The 23429-nt window shown below is 72.8% G+C and carries 17 protein-coding genes and 1 riboswitch; of the genes, 13 read left to right on the top strand and 4 right to left on the bottom strand.

Translation table 11 applies throughout. From position 1 onward, the window contains the following. Positions 1-263: 263 nt before the first annotated feature. Positions 264-1346 (top strand): CobW family GTP-binding protein, encoded by a 1083-nt coding sequence (locus AB0K65_RS03325; protein ID WP_365713828.1) that lies wholly within the window; start codon positions 264-266, stop codon positions 1344-1346. A gap of 120 nt (positions 1347-1466) precedes the next feature. Here AB0K65_RS03325 and AB0K65_RS03330 read toward each other — a convergent pair whose 3' ends face one another. Further along, entirely contained in the window at positions 1467-3923 is a 2457-nt protein-coding gene (locus AB0K65_RS03330) for a DNA topoisomerase IV subunit A (RefSeq protein WP_365713830.1), read from the bottom strand. A 245-nt stretch (positions 3924-4168) separates the two neighbouring features. Between AB0K65_RS03330 and AB0K65_RS03335 the strand changes: the two genes are divergently transcribed. From AB0K65_RS03335 to AB0K65_RS03350, 4 genes are all read left to right on the top strand, one after another. After that, positions 4169-5527: a pitrilysin family protein gene (locus AB0K65_RS03335; RefSeq protein ID WP_365713832.1), complete on the top strand. Its 1359-nt coding sequence runs from the start codon at positions 4169-4171 to the stop codon at positions 5525-5527. Further along, the gene (locus tag AB0K65_RS03340; protein WP_365713834.1) at positions 5524-6921 is read left to right on the top strand and encodes a pitrilysin family protein; all 1398 of its coding nucleotides are present in this window, start codon (positions 5524-5526) and stop codon (positions 6919-6921) included. Before AB0K65_RS03335 ends, AB0K65_RS03340 begins: the two co-directional genes overlap by 4 nt. A 213-nt stretch (positions 6922-7134) precedes the next feature. After that, positions 7135-7301, top strand: a riboswitch (cyclic di-AMP (ydaO/yuaA leader). A 12-nt stretch (positions 7302-7313) separates the two neighbouring features. After that, the gene (locus AB0K65_RS03345; RefSeq protein WP_365713836.1) at positions 7314-8096 is read left to right on the top strand and encodes a M23 family metallopeptidase; all 783 of its coding nucleotides are present in this window, start codon (positions 7314-7316) and stop codon (positions 8094-8096) included. A gap of 212 nt (positions 8097-8308) precedes the next feature. Beyond that, positions 8309-8992 (top strand): GntR family transcriptional regulator, encoded by a 684-nt coding sequence (locus AB0K65_RS03350; RefSeq protein WP_365713838.1) that lies wholly within the window; start codon positions 8309-8311, stop codon positions 8990-8992. Positions 8993-9366: 374 nt separating this feature from the next. Here the strand turns inward: AB0K65_RS03350 and AB0K65_RS03355 are convergent, their stop codons facing one another. Next, positions 9367-9648, bottom strand: a complete 282-nt coding sequence (locus tag AB0K65_RS03355) for an HPr family phosphocarrier protein (RefSeq protein ID WP_048477591.1) — start codon at positions 9646-9648, stop codon at positions 9367-9369. Between the two features lie 183 nt (positions 9649-9831). Between AB0K65_RS03355 and AB0K65_RS03360 the strand changes: the two genes are divergently transcribed. The 4 genes from AB0K65_RS03360 (at position 9832) to AB0K65_RS03375 (ending at position 15619) form a co-directional block, all read left to right on the top strand. Then, complete coding sequence (locus AB0K65_RS03360; RefSeq protein ID WP_365713840.1) at positions 9832-13062, top strand: GNAT family N-acetyltransferase; 3231 nt, start codon at positions 9832-9834, stop codon at positions 13060-13062. A 73-nt stretch (positions 13063-13135) separates the two neighbouring features. Beyond that, positions 13136-13720, top strand: coding sequence for a DUF5998 family protein (locus AB0K65_RS03365; protein ID WP_365713842.1), 585 nt, complete (start codon positions 13136-13138; stop codon positions 13718-13720). Further along, positions 13720-14925 (top strand): nucleotide pyrophosphatase/phosphodiesterase family protein, encoded by a 1206-nt coding sequence (locus AB0K65_RS03370; protein WP_365713845.1) that lies wholly within the window; start codon positions 13720-13722, stop codon positions 14923-14925. The genes AB0K65_RS03365 and AB0K65_RS03370 overlap by 1 nt, the downstream gene beginning before the upstream one ends. A 43-nt stretch (positions 14926-14968) precedes the next feature. Beyond that, the gene (locus AB0K65_RS03375; protein WP_365713847.1) at positions 14969-15619 is read left to right on the top strand and encodes a thymidine kinase; all 651 of its coding nucleotides are present in this window, start codon (positions 14969-14971) and stop codon (positions 15617-15619) included. Between the two features lie 129 nt (positions 15620-15748). Here the strand turns inward: AB0K65_RS03375 and AB0K65_RS03380 are convergent, their stop codons facing one another. Beyond that, complete coding sequence (locus AB0K65_RS03380) at positions 15749-16135, bottom strand: DUF5997 family protein (RefSeq protein WP_365713849.1); 387 nt, start codon at positions 16133-16135, stop codon at positions 15749-15751. Positions 16136-16193: 58 nt separating this feature from the next. Here AB0K65_RS03380 and AB0K65_RS03385 point away from each other — a divergent pair, with 58 nt between their 5' ends. From AB0K65_RS03385 to AB0K65_RS03400, 4 genes are all read left to right on the top strand, one after another. After that, positions 16194-16979: a LysR family substrate-binding domain-containing protein gene (locus AB0K65_RS03385; RefSeq protein WP_365713851.1), complete on the top strand. Its 786-nt coding sequence runs from the start codon at positions 16194-16196 to the stop codon at positions 16977-16979. A 310-nt stretch (positions 16980-17289) separates the two neighbouring features. Next, positions 17290-19983 carry a YfhO family protein gene (locus AB0K65_RS03390; protein ID WP_365713853.1) on the top strand — a complete coding sequence of 898 codons (2694 nt, stop codon included), beginning with the start codon at positions 17290-17292 and terminating at the stop codon, positions 19981-19983. A gap of 138 nt (positions 19984-20121) precedes the next feature. Next, entirely contained in the window at positions 20122-21087 is a 966-nt protein-coding gene (locus tag AB0K65_RS03395) for a glycosyltransferase family 2 protein (protein WP_365713855.1), read from the top strand. A gap of 2 nt (positions 21088-21089) precedes the next feature. After that, positions 21090-22415: a polysialyltransferase family glycosyltransferase gene (locus AB0K65_RS03400; RefSeq protein WP_365713857.1), complete on the top strand. Its 1326-nt coding sequence runs from the start codon at positions 21090-21092 to the stop codon at positions 22413-22415. A gap of 45 nt (positions 22416-22460) precedes the next feature. On the opposite strand, the gene AB0K65_RS03405 is transcribed toward AB0K65_RS03400, so the two are convergent. After that, positions 22461-23234 (bottom strand): VOC family protein, encoded by a 774-nt coding sequence (locus AB0K65_RS03405; RefSeq protein WP_365713859.1) that lies wholly within the window; start codon positions 23232-23234, stop codon positions 22461-22463. Between the last annotated feature and the right edge of the window lie 195 nt (positions 23235-23429).

The following is a 23429-nucleotide window of genomic DNA, read 5'->3' on the forward strand; positions in this document are numbered from 1 at the left end:
GCTCGTCGACCGTCGGCGGCTCGTGTCCGGGATCGTCCCGCGCCCGCTGGGCCACGCTCGCGGGAGCGCCGGGGCACGGGGCGGTTCGGCCCGTCCGCGGGCCGCCCGCCCTGAGCGGGCCGGGTCCGTTCCCCGCGGGCTCTCGGAGCCGCTCGGCCTGCCCGGGTGATCGGCGGCATGGCCGCAGGCCCAGGCCGTACGGCGGCGGGAGGCTGCCTATTCTGGGAGCTTCGTCGCGCGTCGAGCAACAGGAGGGTTTCGCCTTGAGTACGCAGCAGATCCCGGTCGTCGTCCTCTCCGGATTCCTGGGGTCGGGCAAGACCACGCTGCTCAACCATCTGCTGCGCAGCGCCCGGGGCACCCGGATCGGTGTCATGGTCAACGACTTCGGGGACATCGGTATCGACGCCATGACCGTCGCCGGGCAGGTCGGGTCCACCGTCTCCCTCGGCAACGGCTGCCTGTGCTGCGCCGTCGACGTGAGCGAGCTGGACGAGTACCTGGAGGTCCTCACCCGGCCCTCCGCCCGCCTGGACGTGATCGTCATCGAGGCGAGCGGCCTCGCGGAGCCGCAGGAGCTGGTCCGGATGGTGCTCGCCAGCGAGAACGAGCGGACGGTGTACGGCGGGCTCGTGCAGGTCGTCGACGCGGCCGAGTTCTCCGCCACGCGCGAGCGGCACCCCGAGACCGACCGGCATCTCGCCCTCGCCGATCTGGTGGTCGTCAACAAATCCGACCGGGTGGGGAAGCGCGAGCTGGACGCCGTCCACGCCACCGTCACCGGGCTCGCCGGACGAGCCGCGGTGATCCGGACCGCGCACGGGCGGATCGACCCCGAGGTCCTCTTCGACCGGGTCGTGCCCGAGGGCGAGATCGAGGGGCAGATGTCCATCGAGGACCTGCTGTACGCCGACGAGGACGCGGCCGCCCATCCGCACGCCGCCTACGAGACCCTCTCGCTCGCCACCGGGACCGCGCTGCACCCGCGCCGGCTCATGGAGTTCCTCGACTCCCGGCCGCAGGGCCTCTACCGCCTCAAGGGCTTCGTCGACTTCGGTGCGGCCGACCCGGTCAACCGCTACGGCGTCCATGCCGTCGGCCGGTTCCTGCGCTTCTACCCCGAGCCGTGGCCGGAGGGCCAGGAGCGCCTGTCCCAGCTCGTCCTCATCGGCTCCGGCATCGACGCCGAAGCCCTGCGCAAGGAACTCGCCGGCTGTGAGGTGACCGGCCCGCAGGACGCCCCCGACGAGCGCGCCCTCTGGGGAGTCCTGCGCTATGTCCGGCGGAACGAGGCCGAGGAGGACTCGGGCGCGGAGGGTCTCTTCGCCGCGTCCGACCCGGCCTGACGGCATTCCGGCCGGGCCAGGCCAGAGGCGGCCCGGTCAGGCCCGACCCGGTCCGTCCCGTCCCGGCCCGGCCCGGTACCGGCCGATCCGATCGGATCCACCGATGCCGGGCCGCCGGGCTCAGCTCGCCGGGCCCGCCAGCACCGCGACCGGCTTCGCCAGGGGCGTGCCCGAGCCGTCGCGGCGCGGGTCGATCTTGGGGAGGTCGACCGGGGTGCCGTTCTGCTGGGCCGCGCGCGCCGGGGCCCCTCCGGCCCAGCCGAGAAGCAGCACGTCCTCGCCCTTCAGGAACCGCTGGCAGCGCACACCACCGGTCGCGCGGCCCTTGCGCGGATACTGGTCGAACGGCGTCAGCTTCGCCGACGTGGCCGCCGAGCCGTCCAGCGTGCCCGTCGAGCCCGCGATCGTGAACACCACCGCGTCCGCCGCCGGATCCACGGCCGTGAAGGAGATCACCTCGGCGCCGGCCGTGAGCTTGACGCCCGCCATGCCGCCCGCCGGCCGCCCCTGGGGCCGCACCTGCGCGGCCTGGAAGCGCAGCAGCTGGGCGTCGGAGGTGATGAAGACCAGGTCCTCCTCGCCCGTCCGCAGCTCGGTCGCGCCGACGATCCGGTCACCCTCCTTGAGGGTGATGACCTCCAGCTCGTCCTTGTTCGCCGGATAGTCCGGCACCACGCGCTTCACCACGCCCTGCAGCGTGCCGATCGCCAGGCCCGGCGAGGACTCGTCGAGCGTGGTCAGGCAGACCACCGACTCGTCGTTCTCCAAGGTCAGGAACTCCGCCAGCGGTGCCCCGCCGGCCAGGTTCGGCGCGGCGTGGGTGTCCGGCAGCTGGGGCAGGTCGATCACCGCGAGCCGCAGCAGCCGCCCGGTCGAGGTCACCACGCCGACGTCGCCGCGCTGGGTCGCCGGCACGGCCGAGACGATCACGTCGTGCTTCGCGCGCCTGCCGTCCTCGGCGGCCGGCAGCTCCGCCGTCGCCGTACGGGCCAGCAGCCCCGTCGAGGAGAGCAGCACCCGGCACGGGTCGTCCGCGACTTCCAGCGAGGCGGCGGCCACCGGGGCGCCCGCCGACTCCAGCAGGACCGTGCGCCGGTCGGTGCCGAACTTCTTCGCCACGGCGGCCAGTTCGCCCGAGACCAGCTTGCGCAGCTCGGCGTCGGAGTCGAGGATCCCGGTCAGCTCGTCGATCTCGCCGTTGAGCCGGTCCCGCTCGCTCTCCAGCTCGATCCGGTCGAACCTGGTGAGCCGGCGCAGCGGGGTGTCCAGGATGTACTGCGTCTGGATCTCGCTCAGGGAGAAGTGCTCGATCAGGCGCTGCTTGGCCTCCGCCGAGTTCTCGCTGGAGCGGATGAGGCGGATGACCTCGTCGATGTCGAGGAGCGCGACGAGCAGGCCCTCGACCAGGTGCAGCCGGTCCCGCTTCTTGGTCCGGCGGAACTCGGAGCGGCGGCGCACCACGGTGAACCGGTGGTCGAGATAGACCTCCAGCAGCTCCTTCAGGCCCAGCGTCAGCGGCTGGCCGTCGACCAGCGCCACGTTGTTGATGCCGAAGGACTCCTCCATCGGCGTCAGCTTGTAGAGCTGCTCCAGGACCGCCTCCGGCACGAAGCCGTTCTTGACCTCGATGACCAGACGCAGGCCGTGGCTGCGGTCGGTGAGGTCCTTGACGTCGGCGATGCCCTGGAGCTTCTTGGAGCCGACCAGGTCCTTGATCTTGGAGATGACCTTCTCGGGACCCACCGTGAAGGGCAGTTCGGTGACGACGATGCCCTTGCGGCGGGCCGTCACGTTCTCCACGGTCGCGGTGGCGCGGATCTTGAACGTCCCGCGGCCGTTCTCGTACGCGTCCTTGATGCCGGAGAGGCCGACGATCCGGCCGCCGGTCGGCAGGTCGGGGCCGGGCACGAACCGCATGAGCGCCTCGAGATCGGCGTTCGGGTACCGGATGAGGTGCCGGGCGGCCGCGATCACCTCGCCGAGGTTGTGCGGCGGCATGTTGGTCGCCATGCCGACCGCGATGCCCGAGGCGCCGTTGACCAGCAGGTTCGGGTACGCCGCCGGGAGCGTGACCGGCTCCTGCTCCTGGCCGTCGTAGTTCGGGGAGAAGTCGACGGTGTCCTCGTCGATGGACTCCGTCATCAGCAGCGCGGCCGACGCCATCCGGGACTCGGTGTACCGCATGGCGGCAGGCGGGTCGTCGTTGCCCAGTGAACCGAAGTTGCCGTGGCCGTCCACGAGGGGGAGCCGCATGGAGAACGGCTGCGCCATGCGCACCATCGCGTCGTAGATCGACGCGTCGCCGTGGGGGTGCAGCTTGCCCATGACCTCGCCGACGACACGGGCGCACTTCACATAGCCGCGGTCGGGCCGCAGCCCCATCTCGTTCATCTGGTAGACGATGCGGCGCTGCACCGGCTTCATGCCGTCGCGGGCGTCCGGCAGCGCGCGGGAGTAGATCACCGAGTACGCGTACTCGAGGAAGGAGCCCTGCATCTCGTCGACGACGTCGATGTCGAGGATTCGCTCCTCGAACGCGTCGTCCGGCGGCGGTGTCTTCGTGCTGCGGCGGGCCATCGCGGCTGCGGCTCCTTCACCAACAAGGTTGATCTGACGCGGACCATTGTGGACCGTCCCACCGACAACGCCGACCGCGACCCGGGAATGGGCGGTTCCGCCGCGCCTCCGGCCGCCCCTGGGCCGGACGCGACGCGTCCGCGACCCGGAAGAGGGAAGCCTCGAACCTGCGGGAACTTCGCGAGGTGTCGGTGCGCTTGCATACAGTGGCAGGACTTTTCCGTATCGCGATCGAAGGGACGTACATGCCCATGGGTCACACGGCCACGGCCGAGGCCGGCTCCGGCGGCCTGACAGCGACCGAGCACCGGCTGGCCAACGGCCTGCGCGTGGTGCTCTCCGAGGACCACCTGACCCCGGTCGCCGCGGTCTGCCTCTGGTACGACGTCGGCTCGCGTCACGAGGTCGCGGGCCGCACGGGTCTCGCCCACCTCTTCGAGCACCTGATGTTCCAGGGGTCGAAGCAGGTCCACGGAAACGGTCATTTCGAGCTGGTCCAGGGAGCGGGGGGTTCGCTCAACGGCACGACGAGTTTCGAGCGCACCAACTACTTCGAGACGATGCCGACCCATCAGCTGGAGCTGGCCCTCTGGCTGGAGGCGGACCGCATGGGCTCGCTGCTGGCCGCACTGGACGACGAGTCCATGGAGAACCAGCGCGACGTCGTCAAGAACGAGCGCCGCCAGCGGTACGACAACGTGCCCTACGGCACCGCCTTCGAGAAGCTGACCGCCCTCGCCTATCCCGAGGGGCACCCGTACCACCACACGCCGATCGGCTCCATGGCCGACCTGGACGCGGCCACCCTGGAGGACGCGCGGAGCTTCTTCCGTACGTACTACGCGCCGAACAACGCGGTGCTCTCGGTCGTCGGCGACATCGACCCGGAGCAGACCCTCGCCTGGATCGAGAAGTACTTCGGATCCATCCCGTCCCACGACGGCAAGCGGCCGCCGCGCGACGGCACGCTGCCCGACGTCATCGGCGAGCAGCTCCGCGAGGTCGTCGAGGAGGAGGTGCCGGCCCGCGCGCTGATGGCCGCCTACCGCCTCCCGCACGACGGCACCCGCGAGTGCGACGCCGCCGACCTGGCCCTCACCGTCCTCGGCGGCGGCGAGTCCTCCCGGCTCCACAACCGCCTGGTCCGCCGCGACCGCACGGCCGTCGCGGCCGGCTTCGGCCTGCTGCGCCTCGCCGGAGCGCCCTCGCTCGGCTGGCTCGACGTGAAGACCTCCGGTGGAGTGGAGGTGCCCGAGATCGAGACCGCCGTCGACGAGGAGCTGGCCCGCTTCGCCGCCGAGGGCCCCACGCCCGAGGAGATGGAGCGGGCCCAGGCGCAGTTGGAGCGCGAGTGGCTCGACCGGCTCGGCACGGTCGCCGGCCGCGCCGACGAACTGTGCCGGTTCGCCGTGCTGTTCGGCGACCCGCAGCTCGCCCTGACCGCCGTCAACCGTGTCCTGGACGTCACCGCCGACGAGGTGCGGGCGGTCGCCGCCGCCCGGCTGCGTCCCGACAACCGCGCGGTGCTGGTGTACGAACCGGTCACTGCCGAGCACGGCGACAGCGTCAGCGAGAACGACGAGGAAGAGGGAGCGGACCAGTGAGCGACGCTGCCGCGGCTTTGACGAGCATGGAGTTCCACCCGCAGCCCCAGCCGGGCACCGCACGTCCCTGGGCCTTCCCGGCCCCGGAGCGGGGTGCGCTGGACAACGGCCTGACCGTGCTGCGCTGCCACCGTCCGGGCCAGCAGGTGGTGGCCGTCGAGATCTTCTTCGACGCCCCCCTGGAAGCCGAACCCGCGGGCCTCGACGGCGTCGCCACGATCATGGCGAGGGCCCTCTCCGAGGGCACCGACAAGCACACGGCGGAGGAGTTCGCCGCCGAGCTGGAGCGCTGCGGCGCCACACTCGACGCCCACGCCGACCACCCGGGCGTACGCGTCTCCCTCGAGGTCCCCGTCTCCCGGCTGCCCAAGGCGCTGGGCCTGCTCTCCGAGGCCCTGATCGCCCCGGCCTTCGACGACAGCGAGATCGAGCGCCTGGTGCGCAACCGCCTCGACGAGATCCCGCACGAGACGGCCAACCCGGCCCGCAGGGCGGCCAAGCAGCTCTCCAAGGAGCTGTTCCCGGCCGGCTCGCGCATGTCCCGGCCGCGCCAGGGCACCGAGGAGACCGTCGCCGCGATCGACGCCACGGCCGTCCGCGCCTTCTTCACGGCGCACATCCGGCCCGCCACGGCCACCGCCGTGGTCGTGGGCGACCTGACCGACGTCGACCTGGACGAGGTCCTCGCCGAGACGCTCGGCGCGTGGACCGGCGACACCGCCGAGCCGCGCCCCGTCCCGCCGATCACGGCCGACGACACCGGCCGTGTGGTCATCGTGGACCGCCCCGGCGCGGTCCAGACGCAGCTGCTGATCGGCCGCGTCGGCGCCGACCGGCACGACCGCGTCTGGCCCGCCCAGGTCCTCGGCACGTACTGCCTCGGCGGCACCCTCACCTCCCGCCTGGACCGGGTCCTGCGCGAGGAGAAGGGCTACACCTACGGCGTCCGGTCCTTCGGACAGGTGCTCCGTTCCGACGCCGAGGGCAACGGCGCCGCGATGCTCGCCATCAGCGGTTCGGTCGACACCCCCAACACCGGCCCGGCACTTGACGACCTGTGGAAGGTGCTGCGCACGCTCGCCGCGGAGGGACTGACCGACGCGGAGCGGGATGTGGCGGTGCAGAACCTGGTGGGTGTGGCGCCGCTCAAGTACGAGACCGCCGCCTCCGTCGCGGGGACGCTCGCCGACCAGGTCGAGCAGCACCTTCCGGACGACTTCCAGGCGCAGTTGTACGCGCGTCTGGCGGAGACGGGCACGGTGGAGGCGACGGCCGCGGTCGTCAACGCCTTCCCGGTGGACCGTCTGGTCACCGTGCTCGTGGGTGACGCGGCGCAGATCGAGGAGCCCGTGCGGGCGCTCGGCATCGGCGAAGTCACCGTCGTCACCGGCTGATCGAGGCGGAACAGACGCCACGGCGAGGACCCCGACGTCACCATACGTCGGGGTCCTCGCCTTTGTTGATCTTTTGTCCGTATTGAGGCGGAGGGTGGGTGTCTGCCCTGTGGCATGTCTTACAAACAGCCGAGTCCGTTTGCCGATTGAAAGACGGTCCGTTTAGCGTCAATCCGGCTGTTCGCCAGTTGCACCCGCCGCACCCGCGGCATCGGACAGTCATCGCCGAGTCCCCGTCAGGCGCGAGCCTGGGGAGCCGGGGACCCACACGAAGTCCCTGGGGTGAATCGGACGCCTTCGCACCCGTGCGGAGGGGCCCGTAGGAGACCTTCCTGCTCCGAACCCGTCAGCTAACCCGGTAGGCGAGAAGGAAGGAAAGGATCAGCCACTACATGGCGTTCACCCGTGCCACCGGGAAGCATCGTGGTCCGAGCCGTCTGGCGCGCCGCAGCGCGGGCATCGCCGGCGTCGCGACCCTCGCCACCACCGGCGTCATCGGAACCCTCGCTTCCCCGGCGCTCGCCGCTGACACGGACACCCGCTCGCTCGAGGACACCGGCATGAACCAGGCCGTCGTCTCCGAGTCGCTGGCGGACCGGATCGACGTGCAGGCGGCCGCGCAGGAGCGGGAGGCCGTCGAGGCCATCGCGAAGGCGAAGGCCGAGGCCCGTGCCAAGGCGGAGGCGAAGCGCAAGGCCGAGGCCCGCGCCAAGGAGATCCGCGAAGCCAAGGAGCGCGCCGCCCGGGAGGCCGAGCGCAAGCGCCTGAACTCCTTCCAGCTCCCCGTCGCCGGCTCGTACGTCACCACCGGGTACCAGACCGGCGGCTCCCTGTGGTCCTCCGGCAGCCACTCCGGCGTCGACTTCCACGCCTCCTACGGCAGCGAGGTCGTCTCCGTCGGCTCCGGCACCGTGGTCGAGGCCGGCTGGGGCGGCGCGTACGGCAACAACATCGTCATCCGGATGAACGACGGCACGTACACCCAGTACGGGCACCTTTCGGCCATCAGTGTCTCGGTCGGCGAGACCGTCACCCCGGGCGAGCGGATCGGCATCTCCGGCTCGACCGGCAACTCCACCGGCCCGCACCTGCACTTCGAGGCCCGCACGAGCGCCGAGTACGGCTCCGACATCAACCCGGTCGCGTACCTGCGCGCCCGCGGCGTGAACGTCTGACCCGACCGCGTCCGGCGAACGCCACCGGGCCGCCCAAGGCCCGACGAAAAAGCCCCGGCTCGTACCGAGCCGGGGCTTTTTCGTCGGCCAAAAGATATCCATGGATCTCCCGTAGCCATCGGAAATACCGCCCCGCTGCAATAGAGTCACCGAAGAGTCGACGAACAGACGTCCATCGGATGGGTTTCGCGCGGAAAAGGCGGAGGTCGAACATGCGCATCCCGGCGCATTCGGTATGCACGGCGATTCGGGACGACATCGTCTCCGGTCTCTTCGAGCGCGGCAGCCGGCTGACCGAGGAGCAGCTGGCGCGCCGTTACGGAGTCTCCCGCGTGCCGGTCCGCGAGGCGCTGCGCACCCTGGAGTCGGAGGGCTTCGTGGTCACCCGTCGGCACGCGGGCGCCCACGTCGCCGAGCCAACCGAGCAGGAGGCGGCGGACCTGCTGGACGTCCGGGCGCTCCTGGAGCCGCTGGGGGCCGCCCGCGCCGCCCAGCGGCGTACGGACGCGCACCTCAAGGTGTTGCGCGGCCTGGTCAGGCTGGGTCAGGAGCGTGCCCGCCGCGGCCAGGGCGACGACCTGCGCTCCCTGGGCGGCTGGTTCCACGAGACCCTCGCGCAGGCGTCCGGCAGTCCGGCGCTCACGGCGCTGCTCACGCAGCTGCGGCACAAGATCGCCTGGATGTACGCGATCGAGCCGACGGCGCAGCCGGTCGAGGCCTGGGCCGAGCACGGGGCGATCGTCGACGCGGTGGCCCGCGGAGACGCCGAGCGGGCCCGCGCCCTCACCGCCCTGCACGCCGAACGTTCGCTGGTCCTGTACCGGCCGAAGCGGCCCGAGCGCGGCCGTGTGAGGGCTTCGCAACATGTCGTAAACACCGCGAGCATCCGGAATTAACGACCGGGCCGTATACAAAGAGAAGTAATGGGGCGGTGGAATTCTGCTGCCCGGAAATGCGGGGCCCTTAAAGGCCCCTCGATCGATTTCGTCGACAGGGCATCGCGTCGGCGGGCTCGCGAATTCGGGCTGTCCGGAATCCTTTCCCCTGGAGTCCTCGCGGCCCGGGCCCCGGCCTTCCCGTGGCCTCGCCGCAGGACGCGCGAGACGGCCGGACGCGCGAGCCGGCAGGACGCGGGGACCGGCAGGACGCGTGAGGCGTCCCGGCCGTGCGCCCTGCCGTGCCGGTCTGTCCGGTGCCGGCCTGTGGCCCGGCAGACGCGAAGGAGCCGCGTCCGCCGGGGGGCGGGACGCGGCTCCTTCGCGAGGTGACGTCAGACGGTCTCGGGAAGCTCTTCGAGACCCTCGGCAACCAGCTTGGCGAGACGGTCCAGCGCGGCTTCGGCGCCCTCGGCGTCCGAAGCGAGCACGATCTCCTCGCCGCCCTGTGCGCCCAGACCGAGCACCGCGAGCATCGACGCGGCGTTCACCGGGTTGCCATCGGCCTTGGCGATCGTCACGGGGACGCCGGAGGCCGTGGTGGCACGGACGAAGATGGAGGCGGGGCGGGCGTGCAGGCCCTCGGCCCAGCCGACGTTGACGCGGCGCTCAGCCATGGTGTTGCCCTTCAAGTCTTAGCGGGTTGTCTAGACCAGTCTCTCATGTGCGGCGATGTGCTCGTGCCTGCCCGCGGCCCGGCGGAACCGCCCTCCGGCCCTCCCACCTTGCACGGACCGTGCGGGGCACGCACGCCGTGCGCGGCCGGTGCCGCTGTCGTACCCCCGCCGTACGCTTGCCCCATGCAGAGCGCGTCGGAACAGCCGGACCCGGCCCAGCCGGAACACGCCTACCCGGACCACTGGGAAGCGGACGTGGTCCTCCGCGACGGCGGCACCGCACGCATCCGGCCCATCACCGTCGACGACGCCGACAGACTGGTCAGCTTCTACGAACAGGTCTCGGACGAGTCGAAGTACTACCGGTTCTTCGCGCCCTACCCGCGCCTGTCCGCCAAGGACGTCCACCGTTTCACCCATCACGACTACGTGGACCGGGTCGGACTCGCCGCGACCGTCGGCGGCGAGTTCATCGCCACCGTGCGGTACGACCGCATCGACGCCCGCGGCCTGCCCGCCTCGGCCCCCGCCGACGAGGCCGAGGTCGCCTTCCTCGTCCAGGACGCGCACCAGGGCAGGGGCGTCGCCTCCGCCCTGCTCGAACACATCGCCGCGGTGGCGCGGGAGCGGGACATCCGACGGTTCGCCGCCGAGGTGCTCCCCGCCAACAACAAGATGATCAAGGTGTTCACGGACGCCGGGTACACCCAGAAGCGCAGCTTCGAGGACGGCGCCGTGCGCCTCCATCTCGACCTGGAGCCCACCGACCGCTCGCTCGCCGTCCAGCTCGCCCGTGAGCAGCGCGCCGAGGCCCGCTCCGTGCAGCGGCTGCTCAGCCCCGGCTCGGTCGCCGTCGTCGGCGCCGGCCGCACCCCGGGCGGCGTCGGCCGGACCGTGCTGCGCAACCTCCTCGACGCCGGCTACACCGGGCGGACGTACGCCGTGAACCGGGCTCTCGACCAGGAGGCGACCGCGCTCGACGGCGTGCCGGCCTTCCGCTCCGTCGCGGACATCGGGGAGCCGGTCGACCTGGCCGTCCTGGCCGTCCCCGCCGAACGGGTGCCTGAGGCGGTCGCCGACTGCGGTGAGCACGGGGTGCGCGGCCTGGTCGTCCTCAGCGCGGGATACGCCGAGACCGGGACGGAGGCGGGACGGGACCGCCAGCGCGCACTGGTCCGGCAGGCCCGCTCGTACGGCATGCGGATCATCGGGCCCAACGCCTTCGGGATCATCAACACCTCGGACGGCGCCCGGCTGAACGCCTCGCTCGCGCCCCAGATGCCGGCGGCCGGGCGGATCGGGCTGTTCACCCAGTCAGGGGCCATCGGCATCGCCCTCCTCGCCGGCCTCCACCGCCGGGGCGCCGGTCTGTCCTCCTTCATCTCGGCGGGCAACCGGGCCGACGTCTCCGGCAACGACCTCCTCCAGCACTGGTACGACGACCCGGCGACGGACGTCGTCCTGCTGTACCTGGAGTCGATCGGCAACCCCCGCAAGTTCACCCGGCTCGCGCGGCGCACCGCGGCGGTCAAGCCGGTCGTCGTGGTCAAGGGCGCCCGGCACAGCGGCAGCGCGCCGCCCGGCCACCGTGTGCCGGTCACCCGGATCCCGTACGCCACCGTCTCCGCGCTGCTCCGGCAGGCCGGGGTCATCCGCGTCGACACCGTCACCGAACTCGTCGACGCGGGCCTGCTCCTCGCCGGCCAGCCCCTGCCGACCGGACCGCGCGTGGCGATCCTCGGCAACTCCGAGTCCCTCGGGCTGCTGACGTATGACGCCTGTCTCACCGAGGGCCTGCGGCCGCTGCGCCCCCTCGACCTCACGACGGCGGCGAGCCCGGCGGACTTCCGCGAGGCGCTCGCGGCGGCGCTCGTCGACGAGACCAGCGACGCGGTCGTCGTGACGGCGATCCCCTGGGTCGGCGAGACCGGAGCCGTCGAGTCCGGTGACGGGGAGGTCCTCGCGGCCTACCTCCGGGAGGCCGTCGCCTCCGCTCCCGCCCCGGCGAAGCCCGTGGTCGTGGTGCACGTCGAGATGGGCGGCCTGGCGGAGGCCCTCTCGGCGGCGACGAGCACCCGCCCGGCGACGCCGACGCGGAGCGCCGGCCCGTCAGCGACCCCGGCCGGCCCGCCCCCGCCCGCCGGCCCGCCCGCCCCTTCCGGCGGCCCGTCCCCCGCCGCGTCCGCCGGCCGCTCCACGCCCCCGGGCACCACTCCCACGGCTCCGACCGGCCCGCCCGCCACCGCGCCCGTCCCTCCCCTGCCTCCGATGCCCCCGGTGCCTCCCACGGCACCCGGCGCCGCCGCACCCGGCCTTCGCGGGACACCCCGGGGAAGCGGCTCGGGCGGAAACGCCACGCCCGCGGCCCCCGGCCCCTTCGACGCGGCGGCGGGCCGGAACGCCCCGGTGACGCCCGGCGGTGACGCCGGCAGGACGCCGCCTCCGCCCACCCGGCTCGGTGCCACCACGGGCGGTCAGCCCTCGGGCGCCGACCGGGTCGGCGGGGCAGAGGCCGGCGAGCCCGCCGCGCCGCCCCGGGTCAGCGGGCACATCCCCGCCTACCCCGCCGCCGAGCGGGCCGTGCGCGCCCTGGCCGAGGCCGTGCGCTACGGACAGTGGCGACGCCAGTCCGCCGAGCCCGGCCGGGTGCCGGAGTACGAGGATATCGACGAGGCGGGGGCCGCCGCCCGCATCGAGCGGTCGCTCGGGGAGGACGCGGACACCCGAGGCGTCACCCTCGGCAGCGACGAGGCCGGCGAACTGCTCGCGCGGTACGGCATCACCGTGCTGCCGACCCTGCCCGCCCCCACTCCCGACGTCGCCGTCGCGGCCGCCGGCCGCCTCGGCTACCCCGTCGCCCTCAAGACGACCGCGCCCCACCTGCGCCACCGCCCCGATCTCGGCGGCGTACGGCTCGACCTCGCCACCGAGGAACAACTCCGTGCCGCCTACGGCGAGGTGACCGACACCCTCGGCAAGCCGGAGGAGCTTCATCCGGTCGTCCAGGCGATGGTTCCGCGTGGAGTCGACACCGTCGTCCGGGCCGCCATCGACCCGGCCGTCGGCGCCGTCCTCTCCTTCGGACTCGCCGGAGCCGCCTCGGAGCTGCTCGGCGACATGTCCCACCGGCTCGTACCCGCCACCGACCGGGACGCCGCCGAGCTCGTACGGTCCATCCGCACCGCGCCCCTCCTCTTCGGCTGGCGCGGCTCGGACCCCGTCGACACTCCCGCCCTGGAGGAGCTGCTGCTGCGGGTCTCGCGGCTCGTGGACGACCACCCCGAGGTCGTCGCGATCACCCTGGAGCCCGTCGTCGTGGCCTCGCGCGGCCTGTCCGTCCTCGGCGCCACGGTCCGCCTCGCACCGCCCCCGCCCCGCACCGACCTCGGACCGCGGCGCCTGCCGAGCTACTGAACCCGCCCCGCGCCCCGGCCCCGGCGGCCGACGCGTCCCGGAGCGCCCCTTCCGACGGATTAGGATGGAGTCCATGGCGAAGACCGGTACGACGACCCAGGGGCTGCGCGCGGCGATCGAGCGCAGCGGCTATTACCCGGCCCTCGTGGCCGAGGCGGTGGAGGCCGCCGTCGGTGGCGAGGCGATCGCGTCGTACGTGGTGCACCAGGAGACCACGTTCGACACCAGCGAGGTCCGCCGCCATGTCACGGTGCTCGTCCTGACGGCCACGCGTTTCGTCGTCAGCCACACCGACGAGCAGGCCGCCGACACCAGCTCCCCGACGCCGTACGCCACCACCTCCACGGAATCGGTCAAGCTCGACCGGATCTCCTCCGTGGTCGTCAGCCGCGTCGTCGCCAACCCGGAGTCGTACACGCCCGGCACGCTGCCCCGCGAGGTCGTGCTCACCATCGGCTGGGGCGCCGTCTCCCGGATCGACCTGGAGCCCGCCGCCTGCGGCGACCCCAACTGCGACGCCGACCACGGCTACACCGGCAACGCCACCGCCGACGACCTCAGCCTCCGCGTCAGCGACGCCGGCGACGGCCCGGACACGGTTCGCCAGACCCTCGCGTTCGCGCAGTCGCTCTCCGAAGCCACCGCGGCGACCCGCTGATGGTCCAGCCCTCCACGGTCACCTCGGGCTGGCCCGACGAACCGGTGGGACTCGCGCCGGAATCCGCGCCCGTCCCGGAGTACGGCTTCGGCTCGCTCGCCGACCTTCTGCCGACCCTCGTCGCCGGACAGGGAGCCCCCGGCTTCGACGCCCGGATCGCCGAACTCTCCCCGGCCGACCGGAACTGCGTCTTCCTGATCGACGGGCTCGGGTGGGAGCAGATCAGGTCGCACCCCGACGAGGCCCCGTACCTCACCTCGCTGCTCGCCTCCTCGCGCGGCGGCACCGGACGACCGATCACCGCGGGCTTCCCCGCCACCACCGCGACCTCGCTCGCCTCGGTCGGCACCGGGCGGGTTCCCGGCGCGCACGGCCTGCCGGGCTACACCGTCCGCGACCCCGACACCGGCGAGCTGATGAACCAGCTGCGGTGGAAGCCGTGGACGCCGCCCCATGTCTGGCAGCCGTACCCCACGATCTTCCAGCTCGCCCACGAGGCCGGGATCCACACCGCCCAGGTCTCGTCGCCGATCTTCCAGGACACCCCGCTCACCAAGATCGCTCTGAGCGGTGGAGCGTTCCACGGCCGGCTCACCGGCGAGGAACGCGTGGACTTCGCCGCCGAGCAGCTCGCCGCCGGAGACCGCTCGCTGGTCTACACGTACTACAGCGAGCTCGACGGCGCCGGACACCGCTTCGGCGTCGACTCCGACGCCTGGCGCGGCCAGCTGATGTTCGTCGACCGGCTCGTCCAGCGCCTCGCCGAACAGCTGCCGTCCCACTCCGCGCTGTACGTCACGGCGGACCACGGCATGGTCGACATCCCGTTCGACGAGCAGTCCCGGATCGACTTCGACGAGGACTGGGAGCTGAGCGCCGGCGTCGCCCTGCTCGGCGGCGAGGGCCGCGCCCGTCACGTCTACGCCGTGCCGGGCGCCGAGACCGACGTCCTGACCTGCTGGCGCGAGGTGCTCGGCGAGCAGTTCTGGGTGGCGAGCAGGGACGAGGCCATCGCGCTGGGCTGGTTCGGCGACACGGTCGACGAGCGGGTGTACGGCAGGATCGGCGATGTGGTCGCCGCGGCCCATGACGACGTCGTCATCACCGCCTCCGTCAAGGAACCGCACGAGTCGGCGATGGTCGGCGTGCACGGGTCCATGACGCCCGCGGAGCAGTTCGTCCCGCTCCTCGAAGTCCGTTCCTGAACTCCCGGTACCCCCGTTCCTGCCCGAAAGGCCTCAACCTCCCATGCCCGAGCTGGTGTTCTTCTCCGGAACCATGGACTGCGGAAAGAGCACGCTGGCGCTCCAGATCGGGCACAACCGCTCCGCCCGCGGGCTCCAGGGCGTGATCTTCACCCGCGACGACCGCGCGGGCGAGGGCAAGCTCTCCTCACGGCTGGGCCTCGTGACGGAGGCGGTCGAGGCGGGCGAGGGCATGGACCTGTACGCGTACCTCGTGGAGCAGATGTCCAAGGGCGGCAAGGCGGACTACGTGATCGTGGACGAGGCCCAGTTCCTCGCCCCGGACCAGATCGACCAGCTGGCCCGCATCGTCGACGACCTCGGCATGGACGTCTTCGCCTTCGGCATCACGACGGACTTCCGGACGAAGCTGTTCCCGGGCTCGCAGCGGCTGATCGAACTCGCCGACCGGATCGAGCAGCTGCAGGTGGAGGCCCTGTGCTGGTGCGGGGCGCGGGCCACGCACAACGCCCGTACGATCGGCGGGGAGATGGTCGTGGAAGGCGAGCAGGTCGTCGTCGGGGACGTCAACCGTCCGGCCGAGGAGATCGGCTATGAGGTCCTGTGCCGTCGCCACCACCGCCGTCACATGACCAGCGCGTCGGCCAGGGCGGGCGCCCTGTCCCCGGACGTCCTCCCCGTCAACCACTCCTGACGGCATACGCCGGCTCCTCGCCCCGTGCGGGGGAGGAGCCGAGGCCCGGCCGCGAGGCGTTCCTTCCGCGCGGTCCGCTGCCGCCAGGGCCGCGTCCGCCGGGTTCTGCCTCCGCAAGGCCGGATTCCGCTAGGCCTGCTTCTGCTCGGCCTGCTTCTCCTTGAGGCGCACGGTCTCCTTGCGGACCTCGGCCTGGGTGGCGCGCTCCTTCTGCAGCCAGTCGGGGTTCTCCGTCTTCAGCTCCTCGATCTGCTCCGTGGTGAGGGGCTCGGTCACCCCGCCGCGCGCGAGACCCGAGATGGAGACGCCGAGCTTCGCCGCGACCACCGGCCGGGGGTGCGGACCGCTGCGGCGCAGCTCCCGCAGCCACTCGGGCGGATCGGTCTGCAGCGCACTCAGCTCGGCGCGGGAGACGACGCCCTCCTGGAACTCGGCGGGGGTGGCCTCGAGGTACACACCCAGCTTCTTGGCCGCCGTGGCGGGCTTCATCGTCTGGGCGCTCTGGTGCGACTTCATGAGGTCAAGGGTATCGAGCATGTGCGCTACCTCCGACCACGACCGGTAACCTGGCGGGGTGACAGGCTCGGAAGAATCCCCCTCGTTCCGGCTCGCGTACGTTCCCGGGGTGACGCCCGGCAAGTGGGTGCGGATCTGGAACGAGCGCCTGCCCGACGTCCCGCTCGATTTGGTGCCCGTGTCCGCCGCCGAAGCCCCCGCCGTGCTGCGGGAAGCCGGGGCCGACGCCGGTTTCGTCCGGCTGCCGATCGACCGGACCGACCTCAGCGCGATCCCGCTCTACACCGAGACGACCGTGGTCGTGGTGCCCAAGGACCACCTCGTGGCCGCGGCGGAGGAGGTGACGGTCGAGGACCTGGCCGACGACGTCGTGCTGCATCCCCTCGACGACACCCTGGACTGGGATGCCCTGCCGGGGCGCCCGGCGATCGAGCGCCCCGCCACCACGGCCGACGCCGTCGAGCTGGTGGCGGCGGGAATCGGGGTCCTCGTCGTGCCCCAGTCGCTCGCCCGCCTGCACCATCGCAAGGACCTCACCTACCGGACGGTGACGGGCGCCCCCGCATCACGCGTCGCGCTGTCGTGGCGGGAGGAGGCCACCACCGACCTGGTGGAGGACTTCATCGGGATCGTCCGGGGCCGGACCGTCAACAGCACGCGCGGTCGCGCCGGGGCTCCGGCGGACGCCAAGGCGAAGGACAAGCGTCCGGAGAAGGGCGGCGGCGCACGCCAGAAGCCCGCCGGAGCCAAGACGGCCGGCAAGACGTCGGGCAAGACCACCCGAAGCCGTTCCGGCGGCGCCGCCGGAACGGCCAAGCGCGGAAAGCCCCGCCGCCGGTCGTAGCCTCCGCCCGCCCGCCACAGGGCCACGACGGCACCCCGGCACCGGGACCTCGGCCCCGGCATCCCGGCACCACCCCGGCCCCCGTACGCACGCGCGGGAAGTACGCGGCCCGGGGCCGGCCTCGCAGATGCCCCGCGAGCCCTGACGAGGGAAGCGGCGGCACGCGGCACCTGGCATTCACCTCGGGTGTACCCGGGCCTCGTCTGCCGATCGGATGCGGGTCGCCCGGCTCGGCGGTAATGGCTGTCGGCCCGTGACGGGAACTCCGGGCCCGCGCATCCGCGCGCCGCGTGACACACCCGGAGGACGCGTGCCCCCTGCTGCCGAGACCGTGCCCGTCCCGAGCCGGGGCACGCGGACCGTGGGCGACCCGCCCGGCAGGGCGTCCGGCGAGCCGCCCGGTGGCCCACGGTCCCGGACGGCCCGAGCCCGCCGCAGCGTCCGTCTGCGAGCGGCCGCCCTCGCGGCCCTGCTCACCTGCCTCGTCTTCTGCCTCGGCGGGGCCCTGGCCGGCAGCCTTCCCTTCGGGGCCACCACCCGCAACACCGTCGACCTCGGCCAGCAGTACCTCCCGTTCCACGCCTACTGGCGCAGGCTCCTGCTCGGCGAGGCCGAGGGCGATCTGTTCCTGAACTGGAGCTCCGGCTTCGGCTCGAACTTCCTCGGCGACTACGGCACCTATCTCTCCAGCCCGTTCGACCTGATGGTCGTCCTGTTCCCGGCGGCCCGGATCGAACTGGCCCTCTACGTCATCACCGCCGCCAAGATCACCGCCGCGGGTGCGGCGATGGCGGTCCTGCTGCTGCGGCTGCGCCGCGGCCCCTGGCCGGTGGCCGCCGTGCTGGGAACGGCGTACGCCCTCTGCGGCTGGACGCTGAACTTCGCCGCCACCGTGCCGATGTGGCTGGACGGACTTCTGGCCTTCCCCCTGCTGTGCCTGGTGGGCGAATGGGCCCGCGCCGGGCGGCGCCCGGTCCTCGGCCCGCTCGTCGTGGCCCTCGCGTGGTACGCCAACTTCTACACCGCCTACATGGCGACCGTCGGCGCGGCCGTCGTCCTCGCCGTCCGGCTGCTCACCGCCGACGACACCGGGCGCCGGCGCCTCGCCGGACTGCTGCGCGCCGCCCGCGGGGTGCTGGTGGGCATGGGCCTCGCGACCCCGCTCGTCCTGGTGATCTTCATGGCCACCCGGGTCGCCGACCCGACGCCGGAGGTGACCTTCACCCCCGTCACCTGGACGGAGGTGTTCGCCCGGCTGCTGCCGGCGACGGCCAGCGTCGCGTCCCCGGCCCTCTTCATCGGCACCCCGGCCCTCGCGCTGGCCCTGACGCTGCCCTTCAACCGCGTCCTCGCCCCTCGGGTCCGCATCGCCTGGACGGCCGCGATCTGCCTGGTGGCCCTGTCGATGCAGTGGGGCCCCACCCACCTCCTGTGGCACGCCGGCGCCTCCCCCAACGGAATTCCCTACCGTCAGTCCTTCGTCCTCTGCGGCCTTCTGCTGATCGCGGCCTGGCTCTCCACGGCCCGGGGCCTGCCCCGCCCGCCCGCCTTGCTCGGCGCCGGAACCCTGCTCGCCGCGGCGGCCTTCGCGGCCCGGGGGAGCGTGGTCATCGACCGGTGGACCTATCCGGTGTTCGGCGCCGCCCTGGCAGCCGCCGCGCTCGCCGCCGCGGCCGTGCTCGCCGCCCGGCGGTACGGCGTCGGCGCTCGCGTCCTGCCGGCCCTGGCCGTCGGCCTGCTCGTCCTCGCCCAGGCCGGCGAGACCGCGATCACCGGCGGCAGGGTCGAGCGGCAGCAGCTGCGCAAGGTCTCCTGGGCGCCACCCCTCGGCCCCTGGCACACGGACATGGCACGGGCGACGGAGGCGGCGAACGCCTGGCCGCGGTACCGCACGGATCCCGGTGAGGTGCCGGGCGGCAATGACGTCCTCCTCGTCGGAGGGCAGGGCGCCGATTACTACAGCAGCCTGACGGCGGACGTCTCCTCCCGGACGCTCGCCTCCCTCGGCTTCGGCTCCTACGCCAAGGGGCGCCACCCGGTCAGCCTGGACAACCCGGTGACCGACGCGATCTTCTCGATCGGCACCCGGATGCGCTCGGCACCCACCGGGCCCGTCCGGACCGACAGGCCGCCCCGGGCCGCGATCAGCAGCACCGACACGCCCGTACCGCCCCTGGTCACCGTCCACGACGACGAAGGGCCCGCGCCGTCCGGACCGGACCGCGCCTCCTCCTCCCGCACCGACCCCACCGGCGGCGACGCGTCCGCCGACGGCGTCTCGGCCTTCGCCCGCCAGGAGTCGCTGCTGGGCGCCGACGTGTACGACGAGCCGGCCGCTGTCCGGCGGGCGGGCCCGAGCGGTACGGAGGAGGGCCGGCTCACCCTCACGGCCACCTGCCCCGCCGGCTCGCAGCTCTGGTTCTGGGCGCCTCGTCACCGGGGCACGGCGGCCCTCGCCGGGCATCCGCCCGTGGCCTTCGCCGGCAAGCTCCCGTCCGTCCTCGCCCCCGTGCGGCCGCTCGGCACCGTCCCCCCGTCCGGTGCGGTGCGGATCGAGGTGCGGGCCGCTCCCGGGACGCCGGCACTGCCGTCGCGGCCGGTCGGCTGTCTCGTCCCGGACCGGCTGGCCACCGCCGTTCGGCACCTGACCGCGACCGGTGCGACCGCGGTGCGGGCCACCGGCCACTCGCTCACCGCCGAACTGCCTGCCGGAAGCACCGGGACCGCCGTCGTCGCCGTGCCGCGCATCTCCGGCTGGCGGTGCGCGGCGGGCGACGCGGAGCTCGCGCCCGCCCGCAGCCGCGGGGGCCTGATCGCCGTACCGCTCGACGGCACGGCCACCTCGATCCACTGCTCCTTCCGGCCACCGGGGCTGCGTGGCGGCGGCGCGATCGGTGCCGTCGCCCTCGTGTGCCTGCTGGCGATCGGATTCCGGCACCGGTTTCTCGGCAGGACGAGAAGAGTTCATCCGGAATGCACATCGGCCTCGTCCGACCGGAATTGAGCGTCGCTACGCTGCCGCCTGATCGTCCCCTCCCACGAGGCGACGGTGTTCCGCCCGCAGTCACCGTGCGGGACACCGTCCTGCGAACGCCGGGAGGGGACGCCGAATCGTCGCCCTGTGTGAGTGTTGGGATCCCGAGTGCCGAAACTGTCCGTCATCGTGCCGCTCCACAACGTCGGGATCTACGCCCCCGACACCATGCGCAGCCTCGCAGCCAACGCGGACCCGGAATTCGAGTTCCTGCTGATCGACGACTGTTCGACGGACGACACGCCGTATGTTCTCGACCGCTGGAAGAGCCGGATTCCGCATACCACCGTCATTCGCCACGAGACCAATCTCGGCGTGGCGCAGGCACGCAACACCGGCCTGGACGCGGCGACCGGCGACTACGTGACCTTCCTCGACGGCGACGACTGGTACGCCCCCGGACACCTGCGCGCCATGGTCGACGGCATCGAGGCGCTGGGCTGCGACTTCGCCCGTACCGACCACGTCCAGTCGACCGGCACGTCCCGCAGCGTCCGCTACGCGCCGGCCAAGCGGCGGGACACGGTGATGGACCCGCGCGACGGCATCGCCCCGGCGAACATGGTGACGATGGTGGACTATCCCTTCGTCCCGTTCGGTATTTACGCCGGACATCTCTTCGCTGACGGCGCCTCACGTTTCGAGACGACCCTGCGCACCGCCGAGGACCGGTTGTGGATCTGGCGGCTCCACCTGAAAGCGACGTCCTACGCCGCGCTCAGCACGCACGGAGTCTTCTACCGCCGGGGAGTCACCACCTCTCTGACGCAGATCACCGACAACCGGCAGCTCGACTTCATCCCCTCCTACGATCTGCTGCTCGAGGAAGTCTCCCGGGACGCCGAGGCGGACCGCTTTCTCCCGAAAGCGGTCCGCACTTACTGCGCCATGATCGCCTTTCATATGGGAAAGGCCGACCAGTACGAATCCGCGGTCACCAGACGACTCAAGCGGAACGTGACGGACGCTCTGCGCCGCATGCCCCAGCAGGTGCTCGACGAGACCCTGGCGACGATGGACACCGCGCGCAGCACCCTGCTCCGCGGACTGCGCGCCACCGGAAGGACCGCCTGACCATGCAGACGCGCACACCCGGGACGCCCGGCGCCGACCGGCCCGTCCAGATCTTCCAGGTGTCGACGCTGTACGGCGCCGCCACCGTCGCCGCCGCTCTCGACGCCGGGCGCTTCGGCGCCCCCGACGACGCCCGGCGGCTCCTGCTCGTGTCGAACAACGCGGAGATCCCGGAGACCGCCCTTCGGCTGGAGGAGATGACCGGCTACGACCGGATCGCCGCCCGCTTCGACGGCACGATCGACTGGAACGAAGCGATCCGCCCCCACCACCCCGGCACCTGGGCGCCCCGTCCCGAAGAGGTCCCCTTGTGGCAGCGGGTGTTCCGTACCGCCTGGGGGCTCGGCGGCGTCCCGGTCCACCTCGTCGTCGAGTCCATCCAGGTCAATCCGGCCAAGGCGCTCGCCGCCGTCTTCGCCGAGAGCGGTGTGGACGTCTACGCGGACGGTCTGATGAGCTACGGACCCACCCGCGACGAACTCCCGCAGTCGATCGGCTGCCGTGTCCGGCGACTGCTCCACCTCGACCTCGTGCCGGGCCTGCGCCCCCTGCTGCTCGCCGAGACCGGAGTCGAGCCCGAGCTGGTGCCCGACGACGCCTTCCGCGCGGTGCTCGCGGAGATCGCCGCGGCGGCCGACGGCGACCGGCTGGTGGCCGCGGCGGCCGAGGCCGCGCCGACCGCCGTGCTGCTCGGCCAGTACCTCGCAGCCCTCGGCATCCTCACCCCGGACGAGGAGGAGGACCTGCACGTCCGCATGGTCCGGGGCGCCGCGGCCGCCGGGCACCGGTCGATCGTCTTCAAACCGCACCCGACGGCCCCCGCCCGCTACTCCCTGGCCCTGCGCCAGGCCGCCGAGCACGCCGGCGTGCGGCTCACCGTCCTGGACGGTCCGCTGCTCGCCGAGACCTTCTACGAGCGCTGCCGGCCCCGCCTCGTCGTGGGCTGCTTCTCCACGGCGATGCTCACCGCCGCCGTCTACTTCGACGTCCCCCTCGCCCGGGTCGGTACGGGCACGGTCCTGGAGAGGCTCACCCCGTACGAGAACAGCAACCGCGTGCCGCTGACCGTCGTGGACCACGTCGTGCCCGACCTGGAGACCGGCGCCGCCCCCGCCGTGCCCGGCCCGGCGCCGGACACCCTGGGACCGCTCGTCAGGGCCGTCGGATACTGCATGCAGCCGCGGCTGCACCCCGGGCTGCGCGACGAGACAGCGGCGCTGCTCACGGACGGCGGGCTCACCGAGCGGTACGTCCGGCGGGAGCGGCTGACCGAGCTGGGCCTGCCGGGCGGCGACCCGCGGCGGCACGCGTCGCGGCTGCGGCGCTGACCGGTCCGCGGCGGAATCTGAGCCGCGGGCCCACCTCCCGTGGGGTCAGCCACCCGTCGAGTGGACGATCGTGAAGACGGCGCCCTCCGGGTCCGCCACCTCGGCGAGGCGCCCGGCCGCCCCGTCGCCCGGCGGCCGCAGGACACGACCGCCCAGCTCCGAGACCAGCGCGGCGGCGGCGTCGGTGTCGGCCACCTCGAAGTACGTCATCCAGTGCGCGCCCCGGTCCCGGGGCAGTCCGCCGCCGAGCCCGTGCACGGCCGCGACCGGGCGGCCCTGCCGACGGAGGGTCAGGGAGTCGGGTTCGTCGGAGACGGACGGCTCGATGTCGTAGCCGAAGACCGTGCGGTAGAACTTCCCCACCGTGGACGTCTCGTAGGTCAACAGCTCGTTCCAGACCGGGGTGCCGGGCCGGCCGGCGGTCGTCGTGCCGGTGTGCAGTCCGGCCTGCCATACCCCGAAGACCGCGCCGGCCGGGTCCGAGCAGATCACCAGACGACCGGCCTCGCCCGCGTCGAGCGGGCCGACCGCGACCGTCCCGCCGCAGCAGCGGATGGACTCCGCCGTCTCGTCGGCGTCGTCCGACGCCAGATAGGTGGTCCAGGCGACCGGCAGGTGCCGGTCGGGAGGCAGCTGGCCGATACCCGCCACCTCCCTGCCGTCGAGCAGCGCACGCACGTACGGGCCGAGCTGCTGCGGGCCGGGGACGAACTCCCAGCCGAAGAGGGCGTTGTAGAACTCCTGTGTCGCGTCAAGCCCGTGCACCATCAAGCTCACCCAACAGGGTGTACCGGGTGTGTGCCGGGTCGCCTCGGTCATCGTCACTCTCTCCTCGGACCATCGTCGTGGCCGTGCGGGGGGACAAGGTGTCCGGGCGAGCTCGTACGGGGCCGCAGGGCCCCGGGCACGGGGTCCGTAGCGGTTCCGTGCCTGCCGGCCGCCTGCCGTCTTCGCGCCTCGCTCGCGCGCCCCGTGCAGATGCTCGCACCACCGGGCGCGGCCCGCGCCCCGGCC

The organism is Streptomyces sp. NPDC053755, assembly GCF_040677675.1.
GTDB lineage: Bacteria > Actinomycetota > Actinomycetes > Streptomycetales > Streptomycetaceae > Streptomyces.

What these genes read in the sequence shown, in the direction of transcription:
- AB0K65_RS03330 (WP_365713830.1), bottom strand. Translation starts at nt 3,923, where the DNA reads ATGGCCCGCCGCAGCACGAAGACACCGCCGCCGGACGACGCGTTCGAG.
- AB0K65_RS03335 (WP_365713832.1), top strand. Translation starts at nt 4,169, where the DNA reads ATGCCCATGGGTCACACGGCCACGGCCGAGGCCGGCTCCGGCGGCCTG.
- AB0K65_RS03345 (WP_365713836.1), top strand. Translation starts at nt 7,314, where the DNA reads ATGGCGTTCACCCGTGCCACCGGGAAGCATCGTGGTCCGAGCCGTCTG.
- AB0K65_RS03350 (WP_365713838.1), top strand. Translation starts at nt 8,309, where the DNA reads ATGCGCATCCCGGCGCATTCGGTATGCACGGCGATTCGGGACGACATC.
- AB0K65_RS03355 (WP_048477591.1), bottom strand. Translation starts at nt 9,648, where the DNA reads ATGGCTGAGCGCCGCGTCAACGTCGGCTGGGCCGAGGGCCTGCACGCC.
- AB0K65_RS03360 (WP_365713840.1), top strand. Translation starts at nt 9,832, where the DNA reads ATGCAGAGCGCGTCGGAACAGCCGGACCCGGCCCAGCCGGAACACGCC.
- AB0K65_RS03365 (WP_365713842.1), top strand. Translation starts at nt 13,136, where the DNA reads ATGGCGAAGACCGGTACGACGACCCAGGGGCTGCGCGCGGCGATCGAG.
- AB0K65_RS03370 (WP_365713845.1), top strand. Translation starts at nt 13,720, where the DNA reads ATGGTCCAGCCCTCCACGGTCACCTCGGGCTGGCCCGACGAACCGGTG.
- AB0K65_RS03375 (WP_365713847.1), top strand. Translation starts at nt 14,969, where the DNA reads ATGCCCGAGCTGGTGTTCTTCTCCGGAACCATGGACTGCGGAAAGAGC.
- AB0K65_RS03380 (WP_365713849.1), bottom strand. Translation starts at nt 16,135, where the DNA reads ATGAAGTCGCACCAGAGCGCCCAGACGATGAAGCCCGCCACGGCGGCC.
- AB0K65_RS03400 (WP_365713857.1), top strand. Translation starts at nt 21,090, where the DNA reads ATGCAGACGCGCACACCCGGGACGCCCGGCGCCGACCGGCCCGTCCAG.
- AB0K65_RS03405 (WP_365713859.1), bottom strand. Translation starts at nt 23,234, where the DNA reads ATGACCGAGGCGACCCGGCACACACCCGGTACACCCTGTTGGGTGAGC.